This window comes from Mesorhizobium australafricanum (assembly GCF_033977265.1).
Classification (GTDB): domain Bacteria; phylum Pseudomonadota; class Alphaproteobacteria; order Rhizobiales; family Rhizobiaceae; genus Mesorhizobium; species Mesorhizobium australafricanum.
Map to the genome: position 1 here is coordinate 132,112 of NZ_JAVIIT010000007.1, position 12,949 is coordinate 145,060.

13 protein-coding genes and 1 tRNA gene are annotated in these 12,949 nt (G+C 64.0%); 9 read left to right on the top strand and 5 right to left on the bottom strand.

Annotated elements, in window-relative coordinates; genetic code table 11:
• Positions 1-259: 259 nt before the first annotated feature.
• Together RFM98_RS15620 and RFM98_RS15625 are read left to right on the top strand one after the other, a co-directional pair.
• Positions 260-2,113, top strand: a complete 1,854-nt coding sequence (locus RFM98_RS15620) for a peptidoglycan L,D-endopeptidase MepK (protein ID WP_320309701.1) — start codon at positions 260-262, stop codon at positions 2,111-2,113.
• A 294-nt stretch (positions 2,114-2,407) separates the two neighbouring features.
• Positions 2,408-2,481: transfer RNA gene (locus tag RFM98_RS15625), tRNA-Gln, on the top strand.
• A gap of 104 nt (positions 2,482-2,585) precedes the next feature.
• Here the strand turns inward: RFM98_RS15625 and RFM98_RS15630 are convergent.
• Entirely contained in the window at positions 2,586-3,224 is a 639-nt protein-coding gene (locus RFM98_RS15630) for a 2-dehydro-3-deoxy-phosphogluconate aldolase (protein WP_320309702.1), read from the bottom strand.
• Positions 3,225-3,470: 246 nt separating this feature from the next.
• Here RFM98_RS15630 and trhO point away from each other — a divergent pair, with 246 nt between their 5' ends.
• On the top strand, positions 3,471-4,400 hold the full coding sequence (trhO, locus tag RFM98_RS15635; protein ID WP_320309878.1) for an oxygen-dependent tRNA uridine(34) hydroxylase TrhO: 930 nt from the start codon (positions 3,471-3,473) through the stop codon (positions 4,398-4,400).
• Here trhO and RFM98_RS15640 read toward each other — a convergent pair.
• A complete protein-coding gene (locus tag RFM98_RS15640) occupies positions 4,397-4,759 on the bottom strand; it encodes a YybH family protein (protein ID WP_320309703.1) in 363 nt (120 codons plus the stop codon). The two genes, trhO and RFM98_RS15640, sit on opposite strands and share 4 nt — an antisense overlap.
• Positions 4,760-4,949: 190 nt before the next feature.
• Here RFM98_RS15640 and RFM98_RS15645 point away from each other — a divergent pair, with 190 nt between their 5' ends.
• Together RFM98_RS15645 and RFM98_RS15650 are read left to right on the top strand one after the other, a co-directional pair.
• Positions 4,950-5,681: a tellurite resistance TerB family protein gene (locus tag RFM98_RS15645; protein ID WP_320309704.1), complete on the top strand. Its 732-nt coding sequence runs from the start codon at positions 4,950-4,952 to the stop codon at positions 5,679-5,681.
• Positions 5,682-5,907: 226 nt separating this feature from the next.
• Positions 5,908-6,669 (top strand): SDR family oxidoreductase, encoded by a 762-nt coding sequence (locus RFM98_RS15650; protein ID WP_320309705.1) that lies wholly within the window; start codon positions 5,908-5,910, stop codon positions 6,667-6,669.
• Positions 6,670-6,673: 4 nt separating this feature from the next.
• Here RFM98_RS15650 and RFM98_RS15655 read toward each other — a convergent pair whose 3' ends face one another.
• Positions 6,674-7,858, bottom strand: a complete 1,185-nt coding sequence (locus tag RFM98_RS15655; RefSeq protein WP_320309706.1) for a pyridoxal phosphate-dependent aminotransferase — start codon at positions 7,856-7,858, stop codon at positions 6,674-6,676.
• Positions 7,859-7,941: 83 nt separating this feature from the next.
• Here RFM98_RS15655 and RFM98_RS15660 point away from each other — a divergent pair, with 83 nt between their 5' ends.
• Genes RFM98_RS15660 through denD form a run of 4 tightly spaced genes read left to right on the top strand, consistent with a single transcriptional unit; the run spans position 7,942 to position 10,864 of the window.
• Positions 7,942-8,628, top strand: a complete 687-nt coding sequence (locus RFM98_RS15660) for a GNAT family N-acetyltransferase (protein WP_320309707.1) — start codon at positions 7,942-7,944, stop codon at positions 8,626-8,628.
• Between the two features lie 14 nt (positions 8,629-8,642).
• Positions 8,643-9,629, top strand: a complete 987-nt coding sequence (locus tag RFM98_RS15665) for a cation diffusion facilitator family transporter (protein WP_320309708.1) — start codon at positions 8,643-8,645, stop codon at positions 9,627-9,629.
• Positions 9,630-9,680: 51 nt separating this feature from the next.
• Entirely contained in the window at positions 9,681-9,887 is a 207-nt protein-coding gene (locus RFM98_RS15670) for a hypothetical protein (RefSeq protein ID WP_320309709.1), read from the top strand.
• A 2-nt stretch (positions 9,888-9,889) separates the two neighbouring features.
• Positions 9,890-10,864, top strand: coding sequence for a D-erythronate dehydrogenase (gene denD / locus RFM98_RS15675; protein ID WP_320309710.1), 975 nt, complete (start codon positions 9,890-9,892; stop codon positions 10,862-10,864).
• Between the two features lie 36 nt (positions 10,865-10,900).
• Here denD and RFM98_RS15680 read toward each other — a convergent pair whose 3' ends face one another.
• Together RFM98_RS15680 and RFM98_RS15685 are read right to left on the bottom strand one after the other, a co-directional pair.
• Positions 10,901-12,124 (bottom strand): nickel/cobalt transporter, encoded by a 1,224-nt coding sequence (locus RFM98_RS15680; RefSeq protein ID WP_320309711.1) that lies wholly within the window; start codon positions 12,122-12,124, stop codon positions 10,901-10,903.
• Between the two features lie 103 nt (positions 12,125-12,227).
• On the bottom strand, positions 12,228-12,896 hold the full coding sequence (locus RFM98_RS15685) for a DUF1007 family protein (RefSeq protein WP_320309712.1): 669 nt from the start codon (positions 12,894-12,896) through the stop codon (positions 12,228-12,230).
• Positions 12,897-12,949 lie beyond the last annotated feature (53 nt).

A 12,949-nucleotide genomic window follows, 5' to 3' on the forward strand; every position in this document is an offset into this window, starting at 1 on the left:
AACAGATCGTGTTCTGGCCGGGGCCGGATTCTTGATCTAAACCAGCGGTTTACCACGAAATGCTGTGCATCATTTTTGACGGGATATCGCCACGGTGTTACCGCATTTCGACTTCAATAAACGATGATTAACCATTAGGATCGATATTCGGATGTGAAAACCACGCATCCGTTTGGTCAAATCCGGGGACAAACGGCAGCCTGCAAGGCCATTTGATTTGAACAAAGTCGAACGACACAAAAACGGGCGGCATTTTCACATGAGCGTCTGGCCGAGGTGGCTGACGTTCGTGATTTTGGCCGTCGGGTTTCTGTCCGCAGCGACGTCGGGCGCCAGGGCCGAGGTTCGTACGCTCAAGCTCTATCACCTGCATACGCATGAGAAGGCCGAGATCGTCTACAAGCGCAATGGCCGCTACGATCCGGAAGGCCTGCGCAAGATCAACATCATCCTGCGCGACTGGCGCCGCAACGAACCGACCAAGATGGACCCGCGGCTGCTCGACCTCGTCTGGGAAGCCTATCGCGAAAGCGGCGCGACCGACTATATCCAGGTCGTCTGCGGCTATCGTTCGCCATCGACCAACGCGCTGCTGCGTTCGCGCAGCCGTGGTGTCGCCGAGAAAAGCCAGCACATGCTCGGCAAGGCGATGGATTTCTACATCCCCGGCGTGCCGCTGAAGAAGCTGCGCAACATCGGCCTCAAGATGCAGGGCGGCGGCGTCGGCTACTACCCGACCTCCGGCTCGCCCTTCGTCCATATGGATGTCGGCAATGTGCGCCACTGGCCGGGCATCAGCCGCCAGGAACTGGTCAGCCTGTTCCCCAACGGCAAGACGCTGCATGTGCCGAGCGACGGACGCCCGCTGCCCGGCTATGAGCAGGCGGTGGCCGCCTACAAGTCACGTGCCGGCTCCGGCACCCCGAACATCGAACTGGCCAGCGCCGGTGGCTCGACCAAGCGGTCCGGCGGCCTGCTTGCGGCCTTGTTCGGCGGTGGCGCCGACGAGGCCGATGACGATGCCGATACCGGCGACGGTGGCGCTGCGCCTCAGGCGAAGGCTGTGAAGCAGGTCCAGGTCGCTACGGCCCGCAGCAGCAGCCAGCCGGGCATCGCGATCGTTGCGCCGCGGGATGCCAAGCGCGCCAACATCCCGCAGATCGCGGATGACAGCGCCGACGATTCGCAGCCGCAGCAGGATACGCCTGAGACGATCATCGCCGCGCTGCCGCCGAAGGAGATCCCGCTCCCCGACTTCGCGCCGCGCCCGAAGGCCGACGTCGGCCAGCAGACGCCGCAGAACGTGCCGTTCGCCGTGGCGGATGCCTCGGCGACGACGGAGCAGGCAATTTCGACGGCACAGGCTCCCGCACCTGACAAGGTTCCGTTCGGCACGGCCAGCGCGGCGGATGCCGCGAGCGCCGATCCGGCACAGGTGGCGGTCAACAACATTCCGGTGCCGACGTGGCGTCCCGACCGCTCGACGCCGGCGGAGCTGGCGCCGAAGGACAAGAACGTGCTTCTGGCGCTGGCCGAAACCGCTTCGCAGGACAAGAGCGCGACCGACGCGTTCTCCGTGCTGCCGACCGCCCGGCCGCAGCCCGGCAAGCAGGATGAGGTCAAAGCCGTCCTCGAACAGGCCAATGCGACCGTCGAGGCCGGCGGCGCCGGCGCCGAATACCAGCTTGCGTCGCTGACGGAACCGGAGCCGCGCTCGGCGTTCAACGATCCGTCAGGCGTCGATGCGGCCTCGCCGCGCAAGGCCATCGCCGCCCTCCCGGCAGGGACCGATCCCGCGCAGGCTATCGGCGCCGGTGTGAAGACGACGGCCAAGGAGGCCAGGGCGTCTGCCCACGATCTGAAGCCGGGACCGAAGGCGATGGTGGTCACGCCACCGCCGCAGGCCGCGCGCTGGGCGCTGGGCGGTGGCGTGAACATTGCCTCGGTTTCCGACCCGACGACGGCGCCGCGCTATGCCTACAACATCGTGCATACGCCGCCGAGCGAGGTCTATACGGCCGGCTTCCAGGCGGACGACGAGGTGCCCGATCCAAGCCGTTTCACCGGCAATGCGGTGAAATTCCTCTCGGTCGCTCGCTTCCAAACGAAGTAGCCGAAGCTGCCCGGCCGCCGCAAAGCCGCGTTGGCCATCAGCGCGGCTTTGTTATTATCGCGCGATCTGTCTTAAAGCGCGTCGCGCTGAAACGGATTCAAGCGACGCGCTTTAAGTCTTTGTTTTGATGCATGTCGTTGTCCCAGAACCGCTGCACACTTCTGGGCGACATGCATTAAAGCGCGTCGCGCTGAAACGGATTCAAGCGACGCGCCTTAAGTTTTGTTTTATGCATGTCGTTATCCCAGAACCGCTGCACACTTCTGGGCGACATGCATTAGCCCACACGCACATTCCCGCTTCGTCTAATGGTAGGACAGCGCCCTTTGAAGGCGTGAATCGTGGTTCGAATCCATGAGCGGGAACCAGCCGGCAACCGTGGCATCGTGCCGGCGCCGGCATTCGAGCCGGCGGACCAACCGGCGGATACTTCGACGAGAACGGTCCGCTACCCTGGTGAGCTTAGCTAAAACTATTTGGCGAGCTTGCTCGCCTCTCGCGCCAACGCTTCGATCTCGTCCCACTTGCCGGTCTTGATGAGCTCGTCGGGCGCCACCCAGGAGCCGCCGACGCAGATGACGTTGGACAGGCTGAGATAGTCGGCGGCGTTCCTGGCCGTTATGCCGCCGGTCGGGCAGAACTTCACGTCGGCGAGCGGGGAGGCGAAAGCCTTCAGCGACGCGATGCCGCCGGACTGCTCGGCCGGGAAGAATTTCAGGAAGCGTAGGCCGGCCTCGCGCGCGGCCATGATTTCGCCGGGCGTGATGGCGCCGGGCAGCAGCGGCACCGGGCTGCCCTTGGCCGCGTCGAGAAGCTGGCTGGTGATGCCGGGGCTGACGATGAATTTCGAGCCGGCGGCGGCTGCTTCATCGAATTGCTTGGCATCGAGAATGGTGCCGGCGCCGACGACCGCATCCTCGACCTCGCCGGCCACGCGGCGGATCGCTTCCAGCGCATCGGCCGTGCGCAGCGTGATCTCGATGGCCCTCAAGCCGCCGCGCGACAAAGCGCGGGCAAGCGGCACGGCATCCGCAACGTTGGCGATTTTGAGCACCGGGATAACCGGCTGACCGTTGAGAAGCGACAGGAGCCTTTCGGTCTTGCTGGTCATGTGCTGGTCTCCATTTCTATCGATTTCAACCGATTAGCAGAACGGCTATGCCGAGTCCACGAAGCCGGGCCTGTCGCGATGCCGCACGGCTTGCCGGCCGAGCACTCTGCCTTGAAACCGCTTTCACCACGGTCTAGAGCGGTTCACCGTTTCGCGGAAACGGCAAACCGCTCCATCTTTTAGTTTGCGCAATTCCGGACGGAAAACCGTTTCACACTTTTCCTGGAATTGCTCTATGTCATGGCCATGACAACGACCATAAAAACTCAGCCCGTTCGCGTCGCCGCGCTCTACAAGTTTGCCCGGCTCGACGGATACGAGGCCCTGCGCGCGCCGCTCGCGGCCTTCTGTTGCGGGCGCGGCATCAAGGGCACGCTGCTTCTGGCGCATGAAGGCATCAACGGCACCGTTGCCGGCAGCGAGGAAGCAATCGCAGGGCTGATGGATCATCTCCAGGCCATCGAAGGCCTTGCCGGGCTGGAAGTCAAATACAGCGGCGCCGCCGAGATGCCATTCCATCGCATGAAGGTGAGGTTGAAGCGCGAGATCGTCACCATGGGCGTCGAGGACATCGATCCGGCGACCAGTGCCGGCACCTATGTCGCGCCGGCCGACTGGAACATGCTGATCTCGGACGCCGATACCGTCGTCATCGACACGCGCAACGCCTACGAGGTCTCGCTCGGCACCTTCAAGGGCGCGGTCGATCCCAAGACCACCAGCTTCCGCGAATTCCCGGCCTGGGTCGAGCGGCACCGCGGAGACCTTGAAGGCCGCAAGGTGGCGATGTTCTGCACCGGCGGCATTCGCTGCGAGAAGGCGACGGCCTATGTGAAGTCGCTCGGCCTCAAAAACGTCTTCCATCTCAAGGGCGGCATCCTGAAATATCTGGAGGATGTGCCGGCCGAGGACAGCCTGTGGCAAGGCGAATGTTTTGTGTTCGACGAGCGCGTGTCGGTCTCACAAGGTCTGGCAGAGGGCGAAGCCGAACTCTGCCGCGCCTGCCGGCATCCGCTGACGGCCGAGAACCGGCTGTCGCCGAAATTCACCGCGGGCGTCGCATGTCCGCATTGTTTTGAAACCCGGTCCGACGCGGATCGAGAGCGTTATGCCGAACGCCACCGTCAGGTGGAACTGGCGCAGGCGCGTGGCGGCAAGCGCCATATCGGCAGCTAGAAAGCGACCGAATAGCGGTCGATGGCCCAGAGCCATGTTCCATCGCTCTGACGACGGGCGACCTCGCTGGTTATGCTGCCGTCGGGCAGCCTCGTCGACGTCAGCGCCAGATCGCCGTTGATGAGGGCGGGGCGCTGTTCGCCGCGCTGGAATTTGCGACCCGAGGCGATGCTTTGCTCGAAGAGCGCGCGGATGGCATGCCGGCCGCGAACCGGCTCGTCACCACCGCTGTCGACGACGGCGTCGGGCTCGAACAGTGCCAGCATTCCCTCGATGTCGCCGGCCCATTGCCCATCGATCAGCAAACGCTCGAGATCCTGCGGATCGCGCGCCGGCTGGCGGTTTTGTGCATTCGTCATCCGATCGCTCCTTTCTGAAATGGCCGCGATCCTACTCGAAGCATTCCACCGTTTCGACACATGAGGGGAGCTTGCCCACGGTGCGGGCGAAATGTCCGCTGTCATTGTAATGTCGAAGCGCGGAGCCTACCTCTTGCCGGTCCGAAACCCTGCCCGGGCGCGTTCGGCCGGGCCAATTCTGGAGGCATTGATGCTCGACCCCAAGAAGCTGCTCGACGACCTTCTCGGCTCGCAAATCCCTGGGACCGGCTCGACTGTCCGCGACAAGGCGGGGCAGGCGGTGCAGATGGCGAAGGACAATCCGCTGGCCGCCGGCGCTTTGGCCGCCGTGCTGCTCGGCACCGGCACCGGCCGGCAGGTGACGGGCGCGGCCGTCAAGCTTGGCGGTCTGGCCGCGATCGGCGGTCTCGCCTACAAGGCCTATCAGAACTACAAGGCAGGCAAGGAACCGGCGCAGCCGCCAACTGCCAGCGAGCCGGAATTGCTGCCGCCGCCGGCGGACACCGCCTTCCATCCCTCGCAGGCGCCGCAGGGCGAGGCCGAGTTCACGCTGACGCTGGTCAGGGCAATGATCTCGGCGGCGAAGGCCGACGGCCATGTCGATGACGAGGAGCGCAAGAAGATCGCCGACAAGCTCAAGCTCGCCGGCATCGGCGCAGAAGCAGAGAAATTCCTGATGGCAGAGCTCGAGAGCCCGCTCGATCTCGACACGCTGGTTGCCGGCGCCAAGACCGATGCGCAGAAGCTGGAGCTCTATACCGCCTCGCGGCTCACCATCGATCCCGACACGCGCGCCGAACGCGGCTATCTCGACCTGCTTGCCGGCCGGCTCGGCCTGCCGGACGCTCTGGTCGATCACGTCGAGGCGACAGTGTCGGCGGCGAAGGTGCCGGGCGGCAACTCGCCGAGCTCGCCGTGGTAGGCAAGAGGGTTAGCGCGCGCTATTGCCGTTAACTTTTCGTTAACCCAGCAAGCGCATGATTCTAACCAGTCGGACCGGCTTATCCTCCTCCCAAGCGCGGTTCAGATAGGGGCGGTCGCCAATGGCCGCCCTTTTTGTTGGCTCTTTCTTTATTCCAACAGCTGCTTGCCATGATCCCTGGCATTTGCGATGCCACGTCTTTCCATCCACGACCGGGAGGACAGCGATGACAGCCATAGCACAGAAGACCGCCATCGTTACCGGCGCCGGCACCGGCATCGGCAAGAGCGTCGCCACGACGCTGCTCAAGGCAGGGTGGAACACGGTGTTCTGCGGCCGCCGCAAGAAGGTGCTGGAAGAAACGATCGCCGAGGCGGGGAAGACGCAAGCCAAGGCATTGGCCGTCGCCTGCGACATCAGCAAGGCCGCGGAAGTCGATGACATGTTCGAGACGGTGCTCGAGGCGTTCGGCCGTGTCGACCTGCTCTTCAACAATGCCGGCATGGGTTACAAGTCGACGCTGATCGACGAGATCCCGGTCGAGGTCTGGAACGACGTCGTCGGCGTCAACCTCACCGGCTCGTTCCTGTGCGCGCGCGCTGCCTTCGGCGCCATGCGCCGGCAAAAGCCGATGGGCGGCCGCATCATCAACAACGGCTCGGTGTCAGCCTATGCGCCGCGCCCCGGCTCCGTACCCTATACGGCGACCAAGCACGCGATCACCGGGCTGACCAAGACGCTGGCGCTCGACGGCCGGCCCTTCGACATCGCCTGCGGCCAGATCGACATCGGCAATGCGCTGACCGAGATGGCGCAGCCGATGACGGTGGGCGTGCCGCAGGCCAATGGTTCGATCGCGGCCGAAGCGGTGATGGATGTGCAGCGCGTCGCCGACGCCGTGCTTCACATGGCGAGCCTGCCGCTCGATGCCAACGTGCTGTTCATGACCGTGATGGCGACGAAGATGCCGTTCGTCGGGCGCGGCTGAAGCGCTACTTTTTCAAAAACGCTTCGATCCGTTCCAGCGCGCGTAAAATGTTCTCCTCGGAATTGGCGTAGGAAAGCCGGATATAGCCTTCGCCGAGCACACCGAAATCGGGGCCGCCGATCAGCGCCACGCCGGCATCCTCGAGCAGCGCCGAGGCCAGCTTCTTCGCTTTCCAGCCGGTCTTCGACACATTGGGGAAGGCATAGAAGGCGCCCTTCGGCGTGATGCAGGAAATGCCGGGAAGCGCGTTCAGCCCCTCGACCACGATCTTGCGGCGGTTGTCGAAGGCACGCATCATCTTCTCGACGTCATCCTGCGGGCCGTCGATCGCCGCAATGCCGGCAAATTGGCTCGGCGCGTTGACGCAGGACCAGCAGTTCACCGCCAGCTTGCGCACCTTATCGTAGAGATGGGCGCCCTTTTCGCCGTTCGGCCAGATCGACCAGCCCATGCGCCAGCCGGTCATCGCCCAGGTCTTCGACCAGCCGTTGAGCACGATCAGCCGGTCGCGGATCTCGGGGAAATTGAGCAGCGAGCAGTGGGTCTCGCCGTCATAGGTCATGACGTCGTAGATCTCGTCGGACATGATGGCGACCTGGGGGTGCTTCTCCAGCCCCTTGACCAGCTTCTCGATCTCGGCCCGCGGGGTGACGCCGCCGGTCGGATTGGCGGGCGAATTGAGGATCAGGAGCCTTGTCTTCGGCGTGATCAGCGCCAGCGTCTCGTCGGCCGAGAAGGCAAAGCCGTTCTCCTCGCGGATCGGCACGGGGATCGGAGCGGCGCCGGTGAACTCGATCATCGAGCGATAGATCGGAAAGCCGGGATCGGGATAAAGGATCTCCGCGCCCGGCTCGCCGAACATCAGGATCGCGGCGAACATCGTCGGCTTGCCACCCGGCAGGATCATCACATTCTCGGGCGACACCTCGACGCCGGCGGTGGCCAGCGTGCGGCGCACGACCGCCTCGCGGGTGGCGAGCAGGCCGTTGGCCGGCGTGTAGCCATGGTGGCCGTCGCGCAGCGCCTTGATCGCCGCCTCGACGATGTGCTGCGGGGTCTTGAAGTCGGGCTGGCCGATGCCGAGGTTGATGATATCGCGACCCTGATGGGCAAGCGCGGTGGCCCGTGCCAGCACCGCGAAGGCGTTTTCCTCGCCGAGCCGGTCGAAGGCCGCGATCGTGTGGAGCATTTTTCCCGTTCCTGTGGTTCTTTCTGTGAGCGAGCGTTTTTGTGACCGTCCGCTGATAAAAGTCAAACGGATTGGAGTGGCCGGTGTCGGAAGATCTGAAGAATTGGCAGCCGCGCCCGCGGCCGGAACGCAAGGCGATCGAGGGGCGTACCGTCAGGCTCGAGCCGCTGAGCGCCGCAAAGCACGGCGACGGCCTCTACGAGGCCTCGTCGGTTTCGGATGTCGGCGGACGTTTCGCCTGGCTGCCCGACTATCCGCCCGAGACCCGCGCCGCCTTCCAGCCGTGGCTGGACAAAGCCGAAGCGAGCGAGGATCCGCTGTTCTTCACCGTCATCGACAAGGCCAGCGGCAAGATTGCCGGGCGCCAGACGCTGATGCGCATCGACGCCAGCAACGGCGTCGGCGAAATCGGCAACATCTATTGGGGTCCGCTGATTTCGCGCAAGCCGGCAGCGACCGAGGCGCAGTTCCTGTTCGCGAAATATCTCTTCGACGATCTCGGCTACCGCCGCTACGAGTGGAAATGCAACAACCGCAACGAGCCCTCGAAGCGCGCCGCGGAGCGCTTCGGCTTCAGATTCGAAGGCATTTTCCGCCAGCATCTCGTGGTAAAGGGCGAAAACCGCGATACGGCATGGTATTCGATCATCGACAAGGAATGGCCAGCATTGCGCAAAGCCTATGAGGCTTGGCTCGATCCAGCGAATTTCGATGGCGAAGGCGGCCAGAAGCGGCGGCTTGAGGACTTCCGCGCCGACTTTGGCGCGTAACAGGAGTTTTCGCGATGGCGCATGATCACGCGGAGCATGGTCCTAGCCACAGCCATGGTGTGGGCCATGTGCATGGCTCGACCGACATGAAGCGGGTGCTGATCGCGGCCTGCCTGACAGCCGGCTTCATGGTCGCCGAGGCGCTGGGCGGCTGGCTGACCGGATCGCTGGCGCTGGTCGCCGATGCTGGCCACATGCTTGCCGACGCGATCGCGCTCGGACTTGCCTGGTATGCCTTCCATCTCGCCGGACGCCCGGCCACCGGCCGTCTCACCTATGGTTTCGGCCGGGTGAAGACGCTGGTCGCCTACACCAACGGCATCGCCATCTTCGTCATCGCGCTCTGGATCGTCTACGAAGCCTGGGGACGGCTGATGGCACCCGCGCCCGTGCTCGGCGGGCCAATGCTGGTGGTGGCGGTGGCCGGTCTGCTGGTCAACATCGCTTCCTTCTTCGTGCTGCACGGCGGCGACCGCGAGAGCCTCAATATGCGCGGCGCGATATTGCATGTGCTGGGCGACCTGCTGGGCTCCGCCGCGGCCATCGCCGCTGCCGTCGTCATCCTGGCGACAGGGTGGACGCCGATCGATCCGATCCTGTCGGTGCTCGTATCGCTGCTCATCCTGACGACGGCATGGTCGCTGATGCGCGAGGCCGCGCATGTCCTGCTCGAAGGCGTGCCGGCAAGCCTCGACCGCGACCTGATCGCCAAGGACCTGGAAGGCGCGGTCAAGGGCGTGCGCGAGGTGCATCACATGCATGTCTGGTCGCTCGATGGCACCTCCAACATGGCCACGCTGCATGCTTGCCTGACTGACGGCGTCGATGCGCATGTGGCGGTGAGCGCCATCAAGAAACGGCTTGCGGTCAAGCATGGCATCGAGCATGCCACGGTCGAGCCCGAATTCGGCCAATGCGCGGACAGCCATGACGAGCACGACCACCATCATGATCATGACCACACGCATGATGCGCCGCGCGATCGCCGGCACTATCACTGATCGCGCCGCGACGATGAAGCCGAACGGCCTCGAAACGAGGAATGCCTGCTGATGGATCGTGACACTCGCAACGCGGCGATCGCCGCGGCCGTGATACTGCTCCTGTTCGGTATAGCCGCTTATTTCCTGCCGACCATCATGCTGGCCGCGGGCAAGATATCGACGATCCTTGCCGCCATCATCGCCGTGATCTTCATGGTTGGGCTGTTCGTCGTCCTGTGGCTGCGCGGACGCAGCCAGCGCAAGAAAGGCCTCTGAAGATGAGAATCCTGATCACGGGTGCCGCCGGCATGGTCGGTCGCAAGCTGATTGCTCGGCTGGCCAAGGATGGCATCCTGCGCGGGCGTAGGATAGCGGCGCTCGATCTGCATGACATCATGGCGCCGCCGGCGCCGGCGCTCGCGGGCGTCGATGTCTCGGTTCACACCGGCGACCTTTCGACACCCGGCGCCATGGCCTCACTCGTAGCCTCCCGCCCGGATGTGATCTTTCATCTGGCCGGCATCGTGTCGGGCGAGGCGGAAGCCAATTTCGATCTCGGCTACCGCGTCAATCTGGACGGCACGCGTGCGCTGTTCGATGCAGTGCGGCTGGCGGCGTTTGCGCCGCGCCTTGTCTTCACCTCGTCGATCGCCGTGTTCGGCGCGCCGTTTCCGGACATCATTCCGGATGAATTCCATCCGACGCCGCTCACCTCATACGGCACGCAGAAGCAGATGAGCGAAGCGCTGCTTGCCGATTATACGCGGCGGGGCTTCTTCGACGGCATCGGCATCCGGCTGCCGACGATCTGCGTGCGTCCCGGCAAACCCAACAAGGCGGCGTCAAGCTTCTTCTCCGGCATCATCCGCGAGCCGCTCGCGGGCCAGGAGGCGATCCTGCCGGTGCCGCGCTCGGTGCTGCACACCCATGCCAGCCCGCGCTCGGCGGTCAATTTCCTGGTCCACGCGGCAGAGATCGACGGTCAAGCGGTCGGCCCACGCCGCAACGTCACAATGCCTGGCGTCGCCGTCACTGTCGGCGAGCAGATCGAGGCGCTGCAGCGCATCGCCGGCGCCGAGGTTGCGAAGCGAATACGCGAGCAGCCCGACGAGACGATCTGGGCGATCGTCAAAGGCTGGCCGACCCGGTTCGAGGCCAAGCGGGCGAGGGAACTCGGCTTTGCCGCCGAAAGCAGCTTCGACGAGATCATCCAGGCTCATATCGATGATGAGCTGGGCGGAAAGGTAGCGTAGGGGCTATTCAGCGTTTGGGTGGCGAAAATTCGGCGGTCAGACACCGCCCGCCAGGCCGGCCGAGAGCAGCAGCAGACCGACCAGGAAGATGAAGGCCGCGCCGCCGATCTCGATGATCGAGTGGATGCGGTTGCCGATGCGCCCGTCGCCAGCGAAATAGACGGCCCAGTTCTTGGCCGTCACGGCGATCGTCGCCAATGCCGAGACGGTGATCGCGGTGCCGATCGACATTGCCAGCACCGACAGCAGCCCGCCTACCCACAGTCCGTTGAGCAGCGCGAAGCTCAGCACGATCAGCGCGCCGGAGCAGGGGCGGATGCCGACGGCGGCCACCGCCGACCAGGCCGTGCGCCAGTCGAAGCGGTCGCCCGAAAGCAGTGCCGGGTCCGGCGCATGCGAATGGCCGCAGGTCTCGCAGACTTCGCCCGGGCCGTGGTCGTGGTGACCGTGGTCATGTGCTGCGTGATGGTGGTGGTCATGCGCGCCATGATCATGACCGTGCGCGTGCGAATGGTCATGATGATCGTGATCATGATCGTCATGCACGTGCGGGGCATGGGAATGCGCGGCGTGCGCATGCGCGTGGGAATGGCCTGCATGAGAATGGGCGTGAGCGTGGGCATGTCCGGCATGAGAATGTCCGCCATGCGAATGGCCGGCATGGGCGGCCGACAGGCTGTAGGCGGGGGTTCTGCCAAACAGGCGCAGGATCGACGGACCGAGCTTGCGCCACAAAAGCCAGGCGCCGAACAGCGTGACCAGCACGTAGCTCGAGATTTCGAGGAACCATGCCGCGTCGGTCATCGAGATCGCGGTGCCGCGCAGCACGAAATAGGCAAGCATCATGACGACGATCGCCGTCAGGCCCTGCAGCAGCGCCGAGACGAAGGAGAGCATGATGCCGCGCCTGAGCGCCACTTCGTTGGCGACCATGTAGGAGGAGATCACCGCCTTGCCGTGGCCGGGGCCGGCAGCGTGGAAGATGCCGTAGGCGAAGGAGAGGCCAATCAAAAGCCACAGCTTGCTGCCGTCCTGGCGCATCGCCTTCATGGCGGCGGCCAGCGAATGGTAGAATTCCTGCTGGCGCAGATTGATCCACATCAGGATGTGGGCGAACGGGCCCGTGGTGGTCGGCGCCATGCCGTCATTGGTGCCGATGCCGAGCGAGCTTTGCGCATGCGCGACGACAGGCAAATGAGTGATCACCAGGGTGGTGGCCAACAGGCCGAGCACCAGGCGGATATTCGTGGGATGCCCCACGAATATCCGCCTAGATTCCCTTGCTTGTCGCAGGTTCCGGTCGCAAAACCGTGGGACACTTTTGCGGAACCTGCTTGCGCGCAGCGACGGTTTCATCACCAAATTATCCTTCCGGCGAGCAGTTCAACTCGAGCTTGGTGGCGAAGATCTTGCTCATGTTGGTGCCTGTCGGATCGTTGAAGAACGCGTCCGTCAGGGTCTTCTGGTTTTCCTTGATCGCCTCGTCCGGATCGGGACGGATGACCTTCTTGGTGCAGGTCGAGGGCAGGCCTTCGACGGTGAGGTTGGCGTCGTCGGTGAAGTCGATCGCCGTATAGAAGGTCGGATCGTAGACGCCGATGTCGATCTTGCCGGTCAGCTTGATCGGCGTCTTCGGCTGCGACTCGAACAGGATGATCAGCTGGTCGTTGTCGAAGTTCGCCATCAGATGCGGCGGCGGGACCATGGCCACGTCCTTGCCGTCCTGGGTGACGAGCTGGAAGTAGTTGAACTCGGCCAGCGAGGAATGGACGGTGTCGGCCACCTCCTTGAGCTCTTTGTCGTCAAGTTTCAGATCGGAGTTCTTGTCGAACTCCATCATCACTGTACTCGAAAACAGGTCATCGAAGCGCCAAAGGTGGCGCAGCGCCGTCACACTTTGTTGATCCTGGCTGAGGATGACGTCGAGGCGGGCTTCGGCGAAGACATGCGGATGCACCTCGGCCGGCTCGACGGCGGCAAACGTGGCCGCAAGGGCCGAAGCCAGCATGATTGCTTGCCGTTTCAGATGCATTCCGGGCCGCGATTCCATTGACTTCGGGAGTGAGCCCGAGGGTTAACACAAAG

Coding starts and splice junctions, on each gene's coding strand:
- RFM98_RS15650 (WP_320309705.1), top strand. CDS start 5,908: ATGACAGCCATAGCACAGAAGACCGCCATCGTTACCGGCGCCGGCACC.
- RFM98_RS15655 (WP_320309706.1), bottom strand. CDS start 7,858: ATGCTCCACACGATCGCGGCCTTCGACCGGCTCGGCGAGGAAAACGCC.
- RFM98_RS15670 (WP_320309709.1), top strand. CDS start 9,681: ATGGATCGTGACACTCGCAACGCGGCGATCGCCGCGGCCGTGATACTG.
- RFM98_RS15645 (WP_320309704.1), top strand. CDS start 4,950: ATGCTCGACCCCAAGAAGCTGCTCGACGACCTTCTCGGCTCGCAAATC.
- RFM98_RS15620 (WP_320309701.1), top strand. CDS start 260: ATGAGCGTCTGGCCGAGGTGGCTGACGTTCGTGATTTTGGCCGTCGGG.
- RFM98_RS15685 (WP_320309712.1), bottom strand. CDS start 12,896: ATGCATCTGAAACGGCAAGCAATCATGCTGGCTTCGGCCCTTGCGGCC.
- denD (WP_320309710.1), top strand. CDS start 9,890: ATGAGAATCCTGATCACGGGTGCCGCCGGCATGGTCGGTCGCAAGCTG.
- trhO (WP_320309878.1), top strand. CDS start 3,471: ATGACAACGACCATAAAAACTCAGCCCGTTCGCGTCGCCGCGCTCTAC.
- RFM98_RS15665 (WP_320309708.1), top strand. CDS start 8,643: ATGGCGCATGATCACGCGGAGCATGGTCCTAGCCACAGCCATGGTGTG.
- RFM98_RS15630 (WP_320309702.1), bottom strand. CDS start 3,224: ATGACCAGCAAGACCGAAAGGCTCCTGTCGCTTCTCAACGGTCAGCCG.
- RFM98_RS15640 (WP_320309703.1), bottom strand. CDS start 4,759: ATGACGAATGCACAAAACCGCCAGCCGGCGCGCGATCCGCAGGATCTC.